Source organism: Dyadobacter beijingensis DSM 21582 (genome assembly GCF_000382205.1).
GTDB classification, from domain to species: Bacteria; Bacteroidota; Bacteroidia; order Cytophagales; family Spirosomataceae; genus Dyadobacter; species Dyadobacter beijingensis.
The window spans coordinates 980068-998257 of sequence record NZ_KB907786.1; the positions used below are offsets into that span (position 1 = coordinate 980068).

Consider the following 18190-nt stretch of genomic DNA (forward strand, 5'->3'; position numbering starts at 1 on the left):
TGAAAGAGGCCTGGAGTTCGCCAAAGTGAAGAACAATTCGGGAAGTTAAATCACACTGTACGCTGTAACCTTTCGCGGTACTGAACAATTCATTCTGGGTATTCACTGACAGCAAGGAATTTGAATCGTGGAAATTGTACCACAAAGATAGACCCAAAGTTTTTGCGAAGCAAGTTTATTTGTAAGCAATCTAATTAAATGAAATGGAGATTATGCGGATTGCCGGTTAGGGTCGTTCCAGAAATGAGTAATTACCGTGCGGTCGACGTTTTGCTCGGCATGCCAGATATCGAAATTAGTCTGCAAGTTGATCCAAAATTGCGAAGAGTTACCGAATGCCTCGGAAAGCTTCACGGCCATTTCCGCCGTAATGCCCGATTGCTCATTGACGATGGCTGAAAGGCTGCTCCGGCTGATGCCGAGTCCTTTGGCTACCTGGGTAATTGTGAGGCCGCGTTCGGCAATATATTCTTCTTTCAATATCTCGCCGGGATGAACGGGCGGTAAATTTCTCTTGATCATAGCTGTTAATGGTAATCGAGGTAATCTATATCATGAACGTCACCATTCTCAAACCGGAAAATGATCTGGAAATTCGGAGAAATCTTAATGGACCAAAAATCGGTCAGTTCTCCCGTCAATTTATGAACTCCCGAGCCCAACTGCAAAATATCGTCCACACCTGTAACAGCATCCAGCTGGTCGAGTATCCGATTGATTTTCCGTACATACGCTGCCGGCAATTTAGCACTGTTACCATCGCGGTAAAATGCCAGCAATGCTTTGTGCCGGATAGAAACAATCATAATGTGTGTGTAAATCAAAAGTCAAAATCCTCAGCCGTCGATATAAGTCGACGGGAAGAAAGTTAGTTGGCCGCTTTCGCCCAGTTATCGCGCAATGTCGATGTTCTGTTGAAAATCAGTTGGCCTTCGGTGCTGTCGGGGTCTTTTGCGAAATAGCCTTTTCTAAGGAACTGGAACGATTCGCCTTCCTGTGCTTCGAGCAATGCAGGTTCTGCATAGCCGGTGATCACATGCAGGGAATCGGGGTTGAGGTAATCTTTGAAATCACCCTCTGCGGCAGATGGATCTTCGACAGAGAACAGGCGGTCGTACAGGCGTACTTCCACTTCCAGCGCGTGCTGCGCCGAAACCCAATGCAGCGTTCCTTTTACATTAATACCCGTCGTATCCTGTCCGCTTTTGCTGTTTTCAACATAGGTACAGCGCACTTCGGTGATCTCGCCGTTTTCGTCCTTCACAAAATCGTCGCACTGGATAATGTACGCACCTTTCAGGCGCACCATTTTACCTGGCGCAAGACGGAAGTATTTCTTCGAAGGAATTTCCATGAAATCCTCTTTCTCGATCAAGATTTCCCTGGTGAAAGGGATTTCGCGGTTGCCGGTTGAAATATCTTCCGGGTTATTTTCGCTGTGGCACATTTCGGTAACGCCTTCCGGGAAATTGGTAATGACCACTTTCAGCGGATCGAGCACCACCATGCGACGCAATGCTTTCTTGTTCAGGTCTTCCCGAACGCAGAATTCCAGCAGCCCTACGTCCACCATATTTTCGCGTTTCGCTACACCGATGCGATCGCAGAAATCACGGATCGCGAATGCGGAATAGCCCCTGCGACGCATACCACTGATAGTCGGCATACGCGGGTCGTCCCAGCCGCTTACATGGCCTTCCTGCACCAGTTGGAGCAATTTGCGTTTGCTGGTTACGGTGTAGTTCAGGTTGCGGCGGGCAAATTCATATTGGTGCGAAGTATAAATACCCAGTTTTTCAATCAGCCAGTCGTACAGCTCACGGTGCGGCGCGAATTCCAGCGTACAGATCGAATGCGTTACCGTTTCGATCGCGTCGCTTTGGCCGTGGGCGAAATCGTACATCGGGTAAATGCACCATTTGTTGCCGGTACGGTGATGGTGCGCATGCTTGATCCGGTACAAGATCGGGTCGCGCATGAGCATATTGATGTGCGCCATATCGATTTTAGCACGCAGGGTGCGGCTGCCATCGGGGAATGCGCCGCTCTTCATTTGTTCGAAAAGTGCAAGATTCTCCTCTACGCTGCGGCTGCGGTAGGGACTGTCTTTGCCTGGCTCCGTAGGCGTGCCTTTCAATGCGGCGATTTCTTCGGAAGTGGAATCGTCGACGTAGGCCAGCCCTTCGTTGATGAGCTTCACCGCATAGCCGTAAAGGGTATCGAAATAGTCAGAAGCGTAGTTCTCGTTCTCCCATTCGAAACCCAGCCAGCGGATGTCATTCTTGATATTTTCAACGTATTCGGTGTCTTCGGTCACCGGATTGGTATCGTCAAATCGCAGATTGGTATAACCCGGAAACTTCTTGGTCAGCCCGAAATTGAGGTAAATGCTGGTAGCATGCCCAATGTGCAGATAGCCATTCGGTTCGGGTGGAAAGCGCGTAATAATCCGGGTATATTTTCCTGATTGAAGGTCAGCGTCAATAATCTCCTCGATAAAATTCAGGCTTTTCTCTTCTTTTTTCTCTTCCGTAATCATACTAAAATGAAATTTTCCAATTTTCAAAGTTAACCTTCTTCCTGCAAATTCCGCAATCGGCCCCGCGAAATCGTAAATCCGGAGGTTTGGCTTAATTTTGCGGCATGCGTTATTTTATAGAATTCAGTTACCGCGGCACAGGGTATGCAGGCTGGCAAAAGCAGAACAATGCCTTGGGCATTCAGGAAGTGCTGGAAGAAGCCCTGGCAAAAGTCCTGCGTATGCCCGTGGAGCTTACCGGCAGCAGCCGCACCGACGCGGGTGTCCATGCAGAACAACAATTCGCCCATTTTGATTTGCCCGAAGCGGTGAAAGACGCCGATTTGCTCGTATATAAACTGAATGCGCTCATTCCGAAGGACATTGCCGTGACAAGGCTCATCCCCGTTGGCGACGAGGTGCATTCCCGCTTTGCGGCCACGCACCGAAAATACGAGTACCGCATTACCTTTCGGAAAAACCCGTTTCTGACCGATCTCGCTACGCCTATGCGCCGTAACCTGGATGTGCTGCGGATGAACGAAGCCGCCGCATTGCTGCTCGTTCATACCGATTTCGAGAGTTTCAGCAAGATCCACACGAACGTCAACAACTTCCGCTGCACCATTACCGAATCCCGCTGGGTAGAATCGGGCGATATGCTCGTGTTCCATGTCAAGGCCAACCGCTTTCTGCGCGGGATGGTACGTGCGCTGGTAGGCACAATGCTCGAAGTGGGCCGCGGGAAAATGAGTACCGCGGAATTTGAGCAGGTCATCATTTCGCGTAACAGAAAAAATGCCGGAGCGCAGGCCCCGGCAGAAGGTTTGTTTCTCGTGGAAGTAGGCTATCCCGATTCGCTTTTAGGATAAATCAAATCGCGTCGCGGGTTTGGACATTGTTCACCAGCCTGTAAATGCCGAGCGGATTGGCATTCTTCAATTCATCGGGCAGGAGCGTATCAGGCCAGTTCTGGAACGATTGCGGCCGTACGAAACGCAAAATCGAATGCCGGCCGACCGACGTGAATTTGGAATCCGCCGTTGCCGGGAATGGGCCGCCATGATGAATGGAAGGGCAAACTTCCACACCGGTAGGTACGCCGTTCAGGATAAAGCGGCCGGAGATTTTGGCCAGCTGCCGCACGATTTTCGGATATGCCGTTACCTCGACCTCCTCGGCGATCAAGGTCGCCGTCAGCTGTCCTTTCAAATGCAAAACCGCATCATACAGTTCGTCGGTATCTTCACAAACGATCAGCAGCGAAAATGGTCCGAAAACTTCCTCGTGTAACTTAGGATTGGCAATAAAGTCTTTGCCCGAAACCAATGCTATGGATGCTTCCGCCTGGTTTTTACCTTCGGAATGCTGCTCCGAAATGGCCAGCGCCGACACATTCGGCTGTGCTAATGCTTGCCCGCGCAGTTTATAGTAATTTTTACAAATTCCCGCCGTGAGCATCGTAGCCGAGGAAGTTTGGAGGATTTCGGTTTTATAAGAGTCCTGAAATGCATCCAATCCCTCAGATTTCGTGATAAACACCAGGCCCGGATTGGTACAAAACTGCCCTGCGCCGAGGCTTACCGAACCCGCCAGCGTTTTGCCCAGCTCCACGGCATTCTTTTGCAGGTAGCCGGGCAGTACGACGATCGGGTTCACACTACCCATTTCCGCGAACACCGGGATCGGCTCCTCACGCTCCTGCGCCAGCCGGTACAATGCCATTCCGCCTTTGTAGGAACCGGTAAAACCGACCGCCTTGCTGGCCGGATGTTTGACCAGCGCCGCCCCCACCTCAAATCCATCGTCATACAGCATCGAGAACGTGCCCTCGGGCATGCCCGTGCGTTGCGCCGCGCGTGCGATCGCCTGCGCGGTGAGGTCGCTCACACCCGGGTGAGCAGGGTGTGCTTTCACGATCAACGGGTTTCCGGCAGCCAATGCAGGCCCGGAATCCACGCCGGCTACCGAATAGGCGAATGGAAAGTTGCTCGAACCAAACATAATCACCGGCCCGATCGGTACCAGCATTTTGCGGATATCGGGTTTAGGTGCAGGCGCGCGGTCGGGCTGGGCGGTATCGATGGACGCTTCCACCCACGAACCTTCGCGCAGCAAATCAGCAAATTGCGTTAGCTGATTGATCGTCCGGGCGCGTTCGCCTTGCAGGCGGGCAATGGGAAGCCCTGTTTCCTGGTTGGCGCGTTCGAGCAGCTGGTCGCCCAATGCGAGTATTTCCTCGGTAATGGCGATCAGAAAATCAGCACGTCTGGCGGCCGGAACTTGCGAATATTCGTCGAACGCTTTTTCGGCAAGCGCCATGGTCTTGTTCACTTCGTCCGGCGTGGCACAATGGAATGCTTCCGGTAGAAATGTGTCGGTGGCGGGCGCGTATGCCTGGAACTTGCGGCCGCCTTCGGCCGACAATGCGTATCCTATGAAGTTTTTGCCTTGAATGGTCGTCATTGCGATGATGTGGAATGTGTGGTTTTGCGTAAAAAACAAAAGTTTGTGCCATTCGGGAACGACACAAACTTAGACGATGGAAATAGTAAATTCTACTGCTCTGATGTCCGGTTTAAAGCAAACGTCCGACGATATCATCGACCGATATACCTTCCGCTTCCGCCTTGAAATTGCGGATAATGCGGTGGCGCAGTACCGGCAGCGCCACAGCTTGCACGTCCTCGATATCCGGTGAATACTTGCCCGAAAGCAAAGCATTACATTTCGCGGCCAGGATAAGCGACTGCGAGGCCCGCGGCCCGGCTCCCCATTCGAGGTAGTCGTTGGTATCCTTAATGGCCAGACTTCCGTTCGGGCGCGTTTTATGGACGAGTTTCACGGCATACTCGATCACGTGATCAGTTACCGGCACGCGGCGCACCAGATGCTGGAAATCCGTGATCTCTTCTGCGCTGATCACCTTTTGTACCTGGTAGCGGACGTCCGTCGTCGTATTTTTTACAATGCTCACTTCCTCTGCATAGGAAGGGTAATCGAGCTGGATCATGAACATAAAGCGGTCGAGCTGCGCCTCGGGCAGGGGATAGGTCCCTTCCTGCTCGATCGGGTTCTGCGTGGCGAGTACGAAGAAAGGCCTGTCGAGCGAATGCTTGGCACCGGCAATCGTCACCGAATACTCCTGCATCGCTTCGAGCAATGCCGATTGCGTTTTAGGGGGCGTCCGGTTGATCTCGTCGGCCAGGATAATGTTGGCGAAGATCGGGCCTTTGATGAATTTGAAATTGCGGTTCTGATCGAGCGTTTCCGAACCGAGAATGTCGGAAGGCATCAAATCGGGCGTGAACTGTATCCGGTTGAAATTCAGGTCGAGCGAGGAAGCGATGGTCTGGATCAGGAGCGTTTTCGCGAGCCCCGGTACGCCTACCAGCAGGCAGTGCCCCTGGCAAAAAATGGCGGTGAGCAATCGTTTTACAACTTCGTCCTGTCCGATAATCACATTCCCGATCTCACTCCGGATTTTATCATAAGCTACTTTCATAGCTTCGGCAGCTTCTACGTCCGATGAATACTTCACGTTATGGTTTGGTTTAGATTTTCAACTCGTTAAAAAGCGATGATTGCCGCCGGGAATTGCTACAAATCGTCCCCCTTGGCGACCAGCCCCAGCACTTTGCAATTCCGGTATTCGGGTTCGATGCTGATGTACACATCGCCCTGCGCTTTTTTGAACCACTCTTCCAGCGCATTGTTCCGCTTGTTGCTGAGTACGATCTGCGACAGCTTTTCATAGTCGTCATGCAGGTTGGCCGTATGCGGTTCCGACTTGCTTTTGTACCAGAGGATGCGCATCGCGCTGCTGCCGTCTTCGAGGCGGTAGGATACCGGCATGCTCAGGTCGCCGACTTTCATGGTATCGATGGCAAAATACAGCGCCGGGTCCATGGAAGCATCCAGTGTCAATTTTGACTGGCCGGTACTTCTGTCCTGGATGAGGCCGCCGGATTCTGCGGTTTCTTTGTCGTCGGAGTTATCCAATGCCGCTTTCGCGAATTTCAATGTGTCGCTTTTGATGAGCACGCGGAGGCTGTCGAGCGCGCGGGTGGCGGCGGTCATGTCCGTGCCTTTGTTGTAATCCGGGCGAAGCAGGATGTGCCGTGCATGGTATTCCGCACCGCGTGTTTCCACGAGCTTGATAAGGTGAAAGCCGAACTGCGATTCGATGATGCTGGACATTTCTCCTGGTTTCAATCCCAGCGCAGCTCCCTCAAATTCGGGCACCATTTGTCCGCGTTTGGCGAAGCCCAGGTCGCCGCCTACTTTGGCGGAGCCAAGGTCTTCGGAGTAAATCTGGGCCAGCATGGCGAAATCCTCACCTTTTTCCGCCCTCGATTTCAGGTCCTGCAACTGCTGCCGGAGCTTGTCCTTCTGCTCGCGCGTAACCGTACCTTTCTTTACAATGTGTCCCACCTCCACTTCGGAAGGAATGTATGGCAAGCTGTCTTTCGGAATAGAGTTGAAGAATTTGCGTACTTCCGCCGGCGTGATTTTCACATTGCCGGAAATCGTACGCTGCATTTTCTCGACGATTTTTTGTTCTTTAACCTGCTGACGGAGCTCGCCTTTGAGGTTTTCGATGCTTTTGCCGTACGCTTCGACGATGTTCTTTTCCGACCCGAAACGCTGGACCATATAGTTCATTTTTGCGTTCAGTTCACCGTCCACTTCCTTGTCCTCCACCGTCACCGAGTCGATTTCCGCTTTGGCAAGCAGCATTTTGTTGATGATCAGGGATTCCAGCAGCTGGCATTTCTCGGGCGCCGAGCGGCCCTCGGCTTTGTACTGGTTGTACATTTCTTCCAGCTCCGAATTCAGGATGTAATGGTTATCGACCCTCGCGATAATCTTGTCCAGGCTCACTCCCTGCTGCCCTTGTCCGTAGCTTATCACGCTGAAAGCCAGCATGAAAATGGCTACCAAATGAGCCCCGATCCATTTATTTACTTTCATATTCTTCCTTGTATGCTGATTTGGATTATTGCGGGTTTTTATCAATTAAACTCCTAAAAATGAATTGTAAACGCTAAAATACGGCTAACGCTTAATTTTTTCTAATTCCTGTGCATTGACTTTCACGGGGAATTTTTCCTGCAAGCGGCTCACCCATTGCTTTTCGAGCTCTTTCTGATAATCGTTGATCACGCTTCCACGGGCTTCCGAAAATGTTTTCGGGCGCGGCGGCTCGATTTTCGCCACATTCACCCAAAGGAAACTTCCGTTCGCCGCGATCGTCTGCTCTCCGGACTGCCATTTGACGCCGCTCAAAAGCGGATCGGTTTTCGGGAAATAGCCCTCGCGGATCGTTACGGCACCGGGTGTAATCGTGTTGTACACCTTCTCCACATCGTTTTTCGACTGGCTGAAAAACTGGAAGGCCACCCGCCGGTTACGCTCCGGCTCCGCCGATTGCCGGAAAGAACCGTAGTCTTTTTCTATGATACGCAGAATCGGGATGTTTCGTGCATTTAAATATTTGACAACATTGCGGACACGGGTCGAAGAAATGATTTCGGGCTCGTCGGCGGACCGGTAACCGGCTATCTCCACAACATAATCCGCATTTTTTTCCATAATGATGTACAGATCGTTCAGCGCGTCGAGCTGTTCGTTGCCTATTTCGGCGGAGTTGATGGGGAATAGCAACTCTTTCGACTTCCTTTCGAGCTTGTACGGGCTGGTCGCCAGCGTTTTCTTTATGCTGTTCAGCGTCTGCGTGTCTTTTGCAGCCACCAGCGTCGCCAGTGCACGTTCGGGCTGGTTATAACGCGCTTTGTTCCTTTCGTAGAAACTCCGCTGGCCGGTAGAGTCGGAAAGGGAGCGCTGCCATACCTGCTCTTCCATGATCTGTGAAAACAGCACACCTTCGCGGATTTCGTTCATCAGGCTGCGGAATTCGGGATTATTTTCTTCCAGATGCTCCTTTTCGTATTCCGTCAGGGCCTCGGTGAGGTAGTCGGTGTAATATTTCCTGAAAACGACTTCCGGTGAAGCATCTTTGGCGCGCGGCGTCTGTTTGCGTTTTACATAGTTGAGGAACGACAATGCGTCATAAGGCTGCTGTTGGATGCGAAACAGGGTAATGTTAGACCAATCGGCCGAAACCGCACGCTGATAGTCCCATTTGCCGGTCCGCAGCGTGCTATCCGCCAACGCGGCCACGAGTTTCCATTGATCGGCGGCTTCCTGCACGGCGTATTTGTCCCGCAAACGCTTCGCATTGGCCTGTTCGATTACCTTGCCGCGCGAGTCGGTTACCACTTTTTTGCGCAGCATCGGCGCCATGTTCGTCAATGTCTCGATCGGCCGTTTTTCGACGAGCCGGATAATGTGCCAGCCATACATCGTCAGCACGGGCTTCGAATAGGATTGGGGGCGGGTCAATGCAAATGCGGCTTCCTCGATCTCCGGTACCATCTGGCCGGTTCCGAACAGGGGAAGCAGGCCGCCGTTTTTGCGCGATTCGCGGTCGTCGGAATATTTGTCGGTAACCATATTCCATTCGGCGCCGCTTTGCAATTGTGCATAAGCCTCGTCGATCCGCGCCTTGGCCGATTCTTTCTGCGCAGCGGTACCGGCGGTGTCCACTTTTACCATGATATGCGCAATGCGGACCATGCCGCGGTTCGCGCGGCGGTCGTTTACCTTAATGAGGTGGTAACCGGCCTTCGTGCGCACAGGCTGCGAGATTTTACCGACGGGTAATGCGTAGGCAGCTGTTTCAATGGGGTATAATGTCTGGAATGCTGTGAAGTAGCCCAGATCGCCCTTTGTCGTTTTAGCGGCGGGATCTTTCGAGAAGCGTGCGGCCATATCCCCGAAATCGGTACCTTCTTCCAGCCTGCCGCGCAGGGCGATTGCCGCGCGGTGCGCTTCGAGTGTGTCGGCAGGAGAGGCGTCTTCCGAAACGCCTACGAGGATATGCGACGCGCGCACTTCCTGTTTCAACCGGTTGTAGGCCTCATTGGTGAGCTTTTCAACGAGGTCCTTGTCAATAAGCTGGTTTTTGGCGAGCTGGTCGCGGTAGGAGGCTATCTCCTCCCGGTAATCGAGCGTGGTGTCTTTCCCTTCTGATTTGGCTTGTAATACTTTCATTTTCAAATCAGTATACACCGGAAGGTATTCTTCGGGCGTCAGGGCCCTGGTCGAATCGGACGCGAACTTGTTCTTATTATAGGAATCCTGGTAATCGTCGATGGAAAACTGCTCATTGCCGATGGCTAGCAGGGGTTGGGTTTCGGTCACCGTTTGCTGTGGTGGGGCCGAGGTTTTACACGCGCTGACGAGGGTAATGGTAATGAGACCAATATGGAACTGGATTTTGGACATATTCAGAAATTGTATTAGGCTATCGCAGGTTGCTTAGTTTAAACCCTTGAAGTGCTCAAATATTGTAAAGCCAGCAAAGTTAGCCGCTTTCTGCTCAGTACAAAAAAATGGGGCGGGCGATGTGGATTTCCCCATTCTACATTTCCCCATTTTTCCACGAACCGTTATGGCAAGATTTTCCCACTTCATGCAGTGATTTTTGTAACCGATATTTTTAAAAAAGTTTATTGAATGGTTTCTATGACTTAACGAGGAATTAGTATTTAAATAACATTAAAACAGTTATTTAGCGTCCGTTCAGGTACAGTTTTTTAAGAACTTATTCTACAAACGCTTTAACAGTTACAGTATATGGAGGAGAGCAAGGGAAACGAGTTCATTCAGATGATCCGGGCGTTATGGAATGAGCAGAAGAAAAGGGAAATCCTGTATTTGGAGGCATTGAAAAAAGACGGTATGGGCCCATTCAGGCGGGTGCTGAGCCAGGGGCACGTGAGCGCCGTACTTTTTCAGAAAGAGATAAGGTCGGTGTATGATTACTTTAAATGCTTCCTGACAGACAAAGAACTGACCGACCATAACCAGTTGGCGGCGAGGACGTCACTTGAAATGCTGGAAAATGTCAATGGCAAGGAAGAAGTTGCTTCCTGCCTGAAAAAGATAGAAGCGGCTGTTATTCAGATGTATGAATCAGTCCGGAATTACCTCGAAAAAGAACCGGAAGCACAGCGACTGATGGACGAACACCTCGTTCGTACTTCGGAATTCTACGATATGCTGTGCAAATACGAATCGGGCGGCCGCCGCAACTACGGGCTTACAGCCGCCGCCTGATCTCACTATCCATTATATTTCGTACAACTCAACCGGCAGATCGTCGGGATCGGCAAAGAATGTGAATTTTTTGCCGGTAAACTCGTCTACCCTGATCGGTTCTGGGAAGATGCCTTGTGCATTTAACGCGGTGATCGCTGCTTCAACATCCGCTACTTTAAATGCAATGTGCCTCAGCCCGCACGCCTCCGGCCTCGATACGCGCGCAGGCGGGGATGGGAAGGAGAATAGCTCGATAACGTACTGTCCGTTGAGCGACAGGTCCAGTTTGTACGAATCCCGTGCCTCTCTGCATACTTCCCGGTCTACCGTAAATCCAAGGACTTCCGTATAAAACCGTTTAGACTTTTCGTAATCGGAGCAAATGATCGCGATATGGTGTACGGCTTGAAGTTGCAGCATTGTAATGGCGTTTGAATGTGGCGCAAAGATAGCGGCGGCGGTCAGATCTTGATAAAAATCTTCTTTTTATACATCCAGCGAAGGATCAGCCACATCACGAGCAGGATCAGCGCGCCACTCACGAGCGAGGCATATCCATCGCCGAAAACGGCGTCGTAACGCTGTCCCAAATGTATTTTGAAGGACTGCCGTATAAAACTGCCAAAGCCGTCTGCAATCAAGTACGCAGCGATGGAATTGGTGCCGATCACGATCAACCAGAAAAACGACGATTTGCGGTCTTTTACGTCCACTACAAAATAGAATGCGGAAAGCAGGAGAAAAGCGCAGCCGCCGCTGAAAAGCGTCCACGCGGGTGTCCAGATGCGCTTCACGATCGGGTTCAGGCCGGTGAAATGGAGGATCAATGCCAATGCAAACAGAATCCCCGCGGTCATGGCGAAGCGTTTGAGCAGCCATTCCGAAGATGGTGCCGATTTGAGCCATTTCCCTGCAATTAACCCAAGTATCATCGTTCCCAATGTGGGAATGAAACTCAGTGTGCTGTAACCGCCGCCGTTGAATTCGAATGGTTTCTCACGGGGGAAGAGGTTCAAAAACCAACGGTCGAATGCCCAGGCGGCGTTGGTGTTTTTGTTCCAATGCGCAGCGAAGCCTGTAAGGTTGTGTTCCCAATCGGCCGTAGTGCCCGTTTGCGACCAATCGAAATCGGGGCCGGGGAGCGGGTATAACGCAAATAGTGCGGCGTAGCCTACGAGAATAACTGCCAATACGCCCCAGATTAACGCGTCCCGCCGGATTTTTTCGGTAGCAAAACCTAATGCAAAAAGGATCGGGTACCCGAGACCAATCTGCGTCAACGTATCTTCAAATGTGAAATTGGTCTGTTCCGAATGCATCGACCGCAGGAAAATGCCCAGCAGAATGAGGATCAGCGACCGCCGGATGGTATGGAACCACATCATCGGTACGGTTTGATTCTTGCTCGCGCGGCTGGCCATCGAGTAGGGAAGCGCTACCCCCACCAGAAACGAAAACGACGGCTGGATGAGGTCATGCAGCGAGCATCCTACCCACGGGACATGGCTCTGGTGAAAATCGAGGAATGCCCAGAATGCGCTGTCGGGATATGCTTCGGCTACCCGGCTCAGGCGCAGCACCTCGGCCATCATCAGGAACATTACAAATCCGCGGTAAGCATCGACGGAGGAAACACGTTGAGGAGGCAGGGTAGCGGTGTCTTTCAAGGTCAGGTAGGTTAGCAAGATTTTAAGGAATACTGACAAACAGGGCGAACGGGTTACATCCAAAAAGAAAAAACCTCGCAGGATTTACCCTGCGAGGTTTTTATGGTTTCTGCGAACGGGAAATCCGTCCTAGACATTCATCTTTTTCAGCTCTTTCACGGCATGGTCGGCCGCGCGGGCGGTCATGGCCATGTAGGTGAGCGACGGGTTCACGCACGAAGCCGAGGTCATGAATGATCCGTCGGTAACATACACGTTCTCAGCGCCCCAAACCTGGTTGTGCTTGTTGAGAACGGATGTTTTCGGATCGTTACCCATCCGCGCCGTTCCCATTTCGTGGATACCGATGCCCGGGTGTTTCGATTCGTCGTTGTAAGGCGTCACGTTTTTGAGACCGGCCGCTTCGAGCATTTCCGCTGCGTCGTTCATCATATCCTGACGCATTTTCTTCTCGTTCTCGCCATAAGCGGCATCGAAAACGACGATCGGCAAGCCCCATTTGTCTTTTTCGGTGGCGTGCAGGGTGAAGCGGTTCTTCTCGTCAGGGATCATTTCCCCGAAGCCGCCGATGTTCATTGTCCATCCGCCCGGTTCGGAGAGTGATTTTTTGAAATCTGCCCCGAAGCCGTCGGTGCCTACGCCGCGTCCCCAGCTCTCACGGCTGGCACCACCCTGGTAGCCGAACCCGCGCACGTAATCGCGCTTGTCGTCGCCCCAGTTGCGGTAACGTGGAATATAGATACCATTCGCACGGCGTCCGAAGTAGTATTTGTCTTCGAAACCGGGCATTTCACCTCTTGCGCCTACCGCCAGGTGGTGGTCCATGATGTTACGGCCCAGCTGGTCGCTGTCGTTGCCCAATCCGTTCGGGAAGCGTTTCGACTTCGAGTTCATCAGGATGGAAGATGACGCAATGGCCGACGCATTCAGGAAGATGATTTTGGCAAAATATTCCTTCGTTTCAAGGGTATTCTGGTTGATCACGCGCACGCCTGTCGCCTTGTTGGCTTTGTCATCAAAAATCACTTCCGATACGATTGAATCGGGAAGAAGCGTGAGGTTGCCTGTTTTCTGCGCTGCGGGCAATGTAGCTGCCTGGGTGCTGAAATAGCCCCCGTATGGGCATCCGCGCATACACATGTTACGGAACTGGCACGCGGCGCGGCCGAGTTCGGTATGGATTGCCTGCGGCTGGGTAAGGTGTGCGGCGCGGCCCATGATCACATGGCGGCCTGCGAACTTCTTCTCTACTTCTCCTTTCACGTGTTTTTCCACGCAGTTCATCTGCATCGGCGGCAGGTAATTGCCGTCGGGGAGCACGTCGAGGCCGTCTTTGGCACCGCTGATACCCGCAAATTTCTCCACGTAGTCGTACCACGGCGCGATGTCCGCATAGCGGATCGGCCAGTCTACGCCGATGCCTTCTTTTCCATTTGCTTCAAAATCGGCTGCATTGAGGCGGTAGCTTTGGCGGCCCCACAGCAATGAACGGCCGCCCACGTGGTAAGCGCGAATCCAGTCGAACTTGCGTGTTTCCAGGTAAGGGTTTTGCTTGTCGTTTTCGAAGAGGTAACGGTGCTCTTCGTTGGCGGTATAGCCGGTGCGCATCCCTGCCCAGTATTCTTCTTTCGCAACGGTGGTCACGCGGCCGCGGTGTTCGAGCTCCCAGGGGGCGAGCGTAGCGGTTTTGTAATCCACGATGTGCTTGATATCTCTTCCTCTTTCCAGCATCAGGACTTTCAATCCCTTCTCTGTCAGTTCTTTGGCGGCCCATCCGCCGCTGATTCCCGAACCAACCACTATCGCGTCATAAGTGGCTTGTTTTGTTGCTTTTATGTTCAGATTCATGATGAATATGCTTCAAAAATTAATGAATGTTTTGGGATTACATTGCCCAGTTTTTCTGACCTGGTTTCAGGTCGATGCAGCCGTCGTAACGACCGGGAACGGCCACGTATTCCAGCGCCTGGGTAGCACCCGGCTCGGATGTGAAGTAGCCCAGCAAGGTCAGTTCCTTTACAAGGCGGAAGAATGGCACACCGGCGTCGGAGTATTCCTTGCCCGCCTCGGTATATTTTTTCTTCTCTTCGCCTGCTTTGGTCATTTCATCCTTCGCGGAAGCTTCCATTTCCTTCAATATCTTCGTTTGCTCTTCCGGCGTCGCTTTGAGGAAGTCTTTTTTCTCCAACTCCGCCAATCCCTTATTGAAGCTTTCCTGGTCTTTTGCCTCGTAGCAGTCTTTCAGCATCATTTCGATAAACTCGCCAACTTTGGCATCTTTCGCGCCCGGCGTGTCGGTTTTAGGAATGATTATTTCAGCCACTTCCGAGACAAGTGCCTTGCGGTCCGCGGTGAACGGAAAGGTGAGCGCTGACGAGGTTTCGGTGGAAGATTTACAACCTTCCAGAAAAGCCAGCATGGTGGGTGCAGAGAGTGTGCCACCCATTAACAGTGCCACACGACCAAGGGCATCACGTCTTTTCATCTGATATACTTAATATAGGTTAACAATCCAAAGTGTAATTCTACATTCGATAAATGCAATTTTCAAAAGCCTGCTAATTTATGAAATATTCTTAGTAGTTAGTTGGTTAGAATGATTCTATATATGCTTTCCGGCCCTATAAAGCTATGTCTGAGGCCGCTCAGAGGAATTAAAATTGCATTAAAGTGTAACCGGCAGGGGTTGTTTCGCCGGCAGTTCACAGCCTCACGAACGATTTACAGAACCATTAAATTGCAGCCGCGGATGTCCGAATTGTCGAACCGCCCCATGACGTAGAACGTGCCCGGCTTGTCGCCGAAGCGGCCCAGGTCCTGGGTTTCGATGAATGAACAGGTATCGAGGTTGGCAAGGTCGATCACATTGATGCCGCCGGTTTTGGACGAGCCCAGGTTATGGTCGCTGATCGCGAACGGGTCGTTGATGTCGCGCAGGAGAATGCGCATGGAATGGCCGGGCGCAAAGAGTCCGTTGCCGTGCGAGTAGCCCTGCGAAAGGAGCTCCGTCATGCCGTATTCGGAATGGATGACGGGCACGCCGAGGCTGCCGGTGAGAATGTCGTGCACTTCCTCGCGCAGCAGTTCCGTACGCCGGCCTTTCATGCCGCCCGTGTCCATGACGGTCAGATGCCGAATGTCTTTCAGGAACGACAGGTCGAAGTTGCTCTCCGCCAGGTCCAGCAGTGCGAAGGTTACCCCCAGCAACAGCACAGTCTTTCCATCCTGGCTATCAGCGATCTGGCGGAGGCGATGCAGCATTTCACCTGTATTGTTCAGGTAAAACCCCGAGTATTCGGAGCCGCTTTCCTCAATAAAGTGCTGCATCATATACACAAGCGAAGAATTGGTTCGTTCAAGGTATGACGGTAGCAGGGCGAGGATGTGAAAATGGTTCAGGTCGCCATAGTTTTGCTGGAATATGCGGTAGGATATGGCTTTATACAGCGGTTCGTCGTACAAATGGTGGCTGCTGGTAATCTGGCCGGTGGTGCCGCTGCTCCGGAACACAACAGAAGCGTCGGAAGAATGCCCCGTAGCGACGCGATGATTCTTAAAAAACTGGATTGGAAGAAAAGGGATTTCGGTTAACGCGCTAATCCGCGCAGGATCGACGCCCAGGTGCCGGATGTACTCCCTGTAAATAGGATTATACCCGGCCTGGTAACGAAAAACCCGGAGCGCCAGCGGTTCAAAATCGGCGGGTTCGACCGTCACGATCTGCTCCCGCAGCCCGGCCCTTATTTCGGCAATGGTTTTATTGTTTTGAAGTTCCAATCCTCTTACTTTCGTAGGTACTAAAAAAGCAAAGTTAAAAATAGAAGTTATATGAAACTGAAAGTTTCCCTCTTCATATTACTGGCCGCCGGGGCAGCGGCTTGTGTGGATATTCCCGATTTCAGCGACACGCCAGTGATTTATTACAATGGTATCTCGCAGGAAACCCGGACCGACACGGTACTGGGCGTTCCCCAGGATGCCGAGGTGGTGACCGTGACGATCAATTTCGAGGACGGCGACGGCGACCTGGGCGCTACCAATGCGGAAGTGCAGGATACTCTGTCGTTCACACAGCGCTATAAGAATGTTCCGGGATGGAATATTCAAGCGAATTATGAACTGATTACCATGATCCAGCAAAAGGACAGCAGCTGGACGGAGTCGATCCTGGAAGGCGACCGGTTCAAGTTTTTCCCATTGCTGAAAACCGATGGCAAAGCGGGGCCGATCAAAGGAAAGCTGGATTTGAATGCCCGTTTCCGCAAGTCGCGCAGCACGGTTCCTACCAAGATCAAATTTAAGGTTCGGATCATCGACCGCGCCTTCCACATCAGCAACCAGATCATGACCGATCCGGTGATCGTGCCGTTGTTGCAATAAGATCTAAGATTCTTCTACGATTTCGGCATTCAGGGTAATCCTGAATGTCGTTCCTTTTCCCACCTCCGAGTGTTTCACGAACAGCTTGCCGGAGTGGTAATTTTCGATAATCCTTTTCGCGAGTGTTAATCCCAGCCCCCAGCCGCGTTTCTTCGTGCTGAAACCGGGGTTGAATATCTTGCTGATCTGCGCCTTGTTCATCCCTTTGCCGGTATCGGTAATGTCAATCCAGATTTCCTTCGCACGTGGGGGCGCCTGCAGTGTCACGTGGATTTCGCCCACGCCGCTCATCGCGTCCACGGCATTTTTGCAGATGTTTTCGATCACCCATTCAAACAGGTTCTTGTTCAGCAATGCCGTTTGTTCAATGGCAAGCTGGTCATGCACTTCAAATTTGACTTTTGAAGAAACCCGTTTTTCCAGATAATTCACAAAGTTCGTGACGATCAATGCAATCGGTTCCTGTCGAAGCGTGGGGACAGAGCCGATGTTCGAGAACCGCGTCGTGATCATTTCCAGCCGGATCACGTCTTTTTCAATTTCCTCGGCAATGGACGAATCGATCGTCGGGTCGCTGCGGAAATATTCCACCCAGGCCATCAGCGACGATAGCGGCGTACCGAGCTGGTGGGCCGTCTCTTTGGCCAAACCTACCCACACGCGGTTCTGTTCCGCCTTCCTCGCCGAGCTGAATGCCAGGTAGGCCAGGTAGCCGATCAAAAGCATGACCGAAAGCTGCAAAAACGGGTAGTAGCGCAGCTGGGTGAGCAGGAACGAGTTGCTGTAATAAATCTTGCCTGCACGTCCTTTACCGAGCTCCACGGGAATGGGCGGGTGTTCGAGCTTCATTTCTTCCAGCTTCGACTGGATGATGCGTTCCCGTTCCTGGCGGCTCGCTTTCGCGGGGAATTTGATGTTTTTGTTAGGATTGGGCAGGTTGTTTTCGTCGACGTAAATGGCGGGAATCTGGTAAAAATTCACGGCATCCTCGATGACCTGGTAAATGACGTTGAAGTTCTCGTCGAGCGGGCTGTTCACCACGTACCGCAAGCCCTCGGCGTACAGCTGCACCTCTCTTTCCTCGCGTTCTTCGAGCTCTTCCACCAGCTTGTCGGTGTAGAAAAGCGAGCCGATGCTGAGGATGAGCAGAATGATCCCGATGACATATTTATAAAAGCTTTTCTGGTCGTAAGTGTCCATGAGTGACCGGCGCAGGCGCTGGCTGTTCAGGATGGCTACGGGGTGCAGTTTGAAGCGGGGTTTTTCTTTGGGGCTTTCGCTGATCATTCCGGGCCGGGCACATTCTGCCCGATGTTAATGTTATAGTCTACAAATAACGTAAAATATTTAAGCTTAGTGGCTTCATGTCCGTTTTTCATACCCCGCGCCGATCATTTTCTGACATGATAAAAGTCATGTTTTTAAGCCTTTGGCGCGGCAAAATTTGTATGACTTACGA

Annotated in this window: 16 protein-coding genes; 3 read left to right on the plus strand and 13 right to left on the minus strand. The window is 51.8% G+C overall.

All coding sequences use genetic code 11. The features are described from left to right. Positions 1-210: 210 nt before the first annotated feature. From H144_RS0104120 to H144_RS0104130, 3 genes are all read right to left on the minus strand, one after another. Positions 211-522 carry a HigA family addiction module antitoxin gene (locus H144_RS0104120; protein ID WP_019940770.1) on the minus strand — a complete coding sequence of 104 codons (312 nt, stop codon included), beginning with the start codon at positions 520-522 and terminating at the stop codon, positions 211-213. A gap of 5 nt (positions 523-527) precedes the next feature. Continuing rightward, positions 528-806, minus strand: a complete 279-nt coding sequence (locus H144_RS0104125) for a type II toxin-antitoxin system RelE/ParE family toxin (RefSeq protein ID WP_019940771.1) — start codon at positions 804-806, stop codon at positions 528-530. 62 nt (positions 807-868) lie between these two features. Then, a complete protein-coding gene (locus tag H144_RS0104130; protein WP_019940772.1) occupies positions 869-2539 on the minus strand; it encodes a glutamine--tRNA ligase/YqeY domain fusion protein in 1671 nt (556 codons plus the stop codon). A 104-nt stretch (positions 2540-2643) separates the two neighbouring features. On the opposite strand from H144_RS0104130, the gene truA reads away from it, so the two are divergent. Beyond that, positions 2644-3390 (plus strand): tRNA pseudouridine(38-40) synthase TruA, encoded by a 747-nt coding sequence (truA, locus tag H144_RS0104135; protein WP_019940773.1) that lies wholly within the window; start codon positions 2644-2646, stop codon positions 3388-3390. Between the two features lies 1 nt (position 3391). Here the strand turns inward: truA and H144_RS0104140 are convergent, their stop codons facing one another. The 4 genes from H144_RS0104140 to H144_RS0104155 all read right to left on the minus strand — a co-directional run bounded on the left by H144_RS0104140 (position 3392) and on the right by H144_RS0104155 (position 9868). Next, positions 3392-4984 carry an aldehyde dehydrogenase (NADP(+)) gene (locus tag H144_RS0104140; RefSeq protein ID WP_026350404.1) on the minus strand — a complete coding sequence of 531 codons (1593 nt, stop codon included), beginning with the start codon at positions 4982-4984 and terminating at the stop codon, positions 3392-3394. Positions 4985-5096: 112 nt separating this feature from the next. Next, complete coding sequence (locus H144_RS0104145) at positions 5097-6059, minus strand: AAA family ATPase (protein WP_019940775.1); 963 nt, start codon at positions 6057-6059, stop codon at positions 5097-5099. A gap of 59 nt (positions 6060-6118) precedes the next feature. After that, positions 6119-7492, minus strand: coding sequence for a peptidylprolyl isomerase (locus H144_RS0104150; protein WP_033402417.1), 1374 nt, complete (start codon positions 7490-7492; stop codon positions 6119-6121). An 84-nt stretch (positions 7493-7576) separates the two neighbouring features. Next, on the minus strand, positions 7577-9868 hold the full coding sequence (locus tag H144_RS0104155; RefSeq protein WP_019940777.1) for a peptidylprolyl isomerase: 2292 nt from the start codon (positions 9866-9868) through the stop codon (positions 7577-7579). A 351-nt stretch (positions 9869-10219) separates the two neighbouring features. On the opposite strand from H144_RS0104155, the gene H144_RS0104165 reads away from it, so the two are divergent. Continuing rightward, a complete protein-coding gene (locus H144_RS0104165; protein WP_019940779.1) occupies positions 10220-10702 on the plus strand; it encodes a hypothetical protein in 483 nt (160 codons plus the stop codon). Between the two features lie 12 nt (positions 10703-10714). Here the strand turns inward: H144_RS0104165 and gloA2 are convergent, their stop codons facing one another. The 5 genes from gloA2 to H144_RS0104190 all read right to left on the minus strand — a co-directional run bounded on the left by gloA2 (position 10715) and on the right by H144_RS0104190 (position 16128). Further along, positions 10715-11104 carry an SMU1112c/YaeR family gloxylase I-like metalloprotein gene (gloA2, locus tag H144_RS0104170; protein WP_019940780.1) on the minus strand — a complete coding sequence of 130 codons (390 nt, stop codon included), beginning with the start codon at positions 11102-11104 and terminating at the stop codon, positions 10715-10717. A 41-nt stretch (positions 11105-11145) separates the two neighbouring features. After that, positions 11146-12390 (minus strand): acyltransferase family protein, encoded by a 1245-nt coding sequence (locus tag H144_RS0104175; RefSeq protein WP_374754578.1) that lies wholly within the window; start codon positions 12388-12390, stop codon positions 11146-11148. A 90-nt stretch (positions 12391-12480) separates the two neighbouring features. Then, complete coding sequence (locus tag H144_RS0104180; RefSeq protein WP_019940782.1) at positions 12481-14199, minus strand: GMC family oxidoreductase; 1719 nt, start codon at positions 14197-14199, stop codon at positions 12481-12483. Between the two features lie 37 nt (positions 14200-14236). After that, on the minus strand, positions 14237-14836 hold the full coding sequence (locus tag H144_RS0104185; protein WP_026350407.1) for a gluconate 2-dehydrogenase subunit 3 family protein: 600 nt from the start codon (positions 14834-14836) through the stop codon (positions 14237-14239). A 236-nt stretch (positions 14837-15072) separates the two neighbouring features. Further along, positions 15073-16128: a long-chain-fatty-acid--protein ligase gene (locus H144_RS0104190; RefSeq protein WP_019940784.1), complete on the minus strand. Its 1056-nt coding sequence runs from the start codon at positions 16126-16128 to the stop codon at positions 15073-15075. Positions 16129-16179: 51 nt separating this feature from the next. Here H144_RS0104190 and H144_RS0104195 point away from each other — a divergent pair, with 51 nt between their 5' ends. Then, the gene (locus H144_RS0104195; protein WP_019940785.1) at positions 16180-16731 is read left to right on the plus strand and encodes a hypothetical protein; all 552 of its coding nucleotides are present in this window, start codon (positions 16180-16182) and stop codon (positions 16729-16731) included. A 3-nt stretch (positions 16732-16734) separates the two neighbouring features. On the opposite strand, the gene H144_RS0104200 is transcribed toward H144_RS0104195, so the two are convergent. After that, positions 16735-18018: a sensor histidine kinase gene (locus H144_RS0104200; protein WP_019940786.1), complete on the minus strand. Its 1284-nt coding sequence runs from the start codon at positions 18016-18018 to the stop codon at positions 16735-16737. Between the last annotated feature and the right edge of the window lie 172 nt (positions 18019-18190).

Coding starts and splice junctions, on each gene's coding strand:
- H144_RS0104200 (WP_019940786.1), bottom strand. CDS start 18,018: ATGATCAGCGAAAGCCCCAAAGAAAAACCCCGCTTCAAACTGCACCCC.
- H144_RS0104165 (WP_019940779.1), top strand. CDS start 10,220: ATGGAGGAGAGCAAGGGAAACGAGTTCATTCAGATGATCCGGGCGTTA.
- H144_RS0104140 (WP_026350404.1), bottom strand. CDS start 4,984: ATGACGACCATTCAAGGCAAAAACTTCATAGGATACGCATTGTCGGCC.
- H144_RS0104130 (WP_019940772.1), bottom strand. CDS start 2,539: ATGATTACGGAAGAGAAAAAAGAAGAGAAAAGCCTGAATTTTATCGAG.
- H144_RS0104195 (WP_019940785.1), top strand. CDS start 16,180: ATGAAACTGAAAGTTTCCCTCTTCATATTACTGGCCGCCGGGGCAGCG.
- H144_RS0104180 (WP_019940782.1), bottom strand. CDS start 14,199: ATGAATCTGAACATAAAAGCAACAAAACAAGCCACTTATGACGCGATA.
- gloA2 (WP_019940780.1), bottom strand. CDS start 11,104: ATGCTGCAACTTCAAGCCGTACACCATATCGCGATCATTTGCTCCGAT.
- truA (WP_019940773.1), top strand. CDS start 2,644: ATGCGTTATTTTATAGAATTCAGTTACCGCGGCACAGGGTATGCAGGC.
- H144_RS0104185 (WP_026350407.1), bottom strand. CDS start 14,836: ATGAAAAGACGTGATGCCCTTGGTCGTGTGGCACTGTTAATGGGTGGC.
- H144_RS0104155 (WP_019940777.1), bottom strand. CDS start 9,868: ATGTCCAAAATCCAGTTCCATATTGGTCTCATTACCATTACCCTCGTC.
- H144_RS0104120 (WP_019940770.1), bottom strand. CDS start 522: ATGATCAAGAGAAATTTACCGCCCGTTCATCCCGGCGAGATATTGAAA.
- H144_RS0104150 (WP_033402417.1), bottom strand. CDS start 7,492: ATGAAAGTAAATAAATGGATCGGGGCTCATTTGGTAGCCATTTTCATG.
- H144_RS0104125 (WP_019940771.1), bottom strand. CDS start 806: ATGATTGTTTCTATCCGGCACAAAGCATTGCTGGCATTTTACCGCGAT.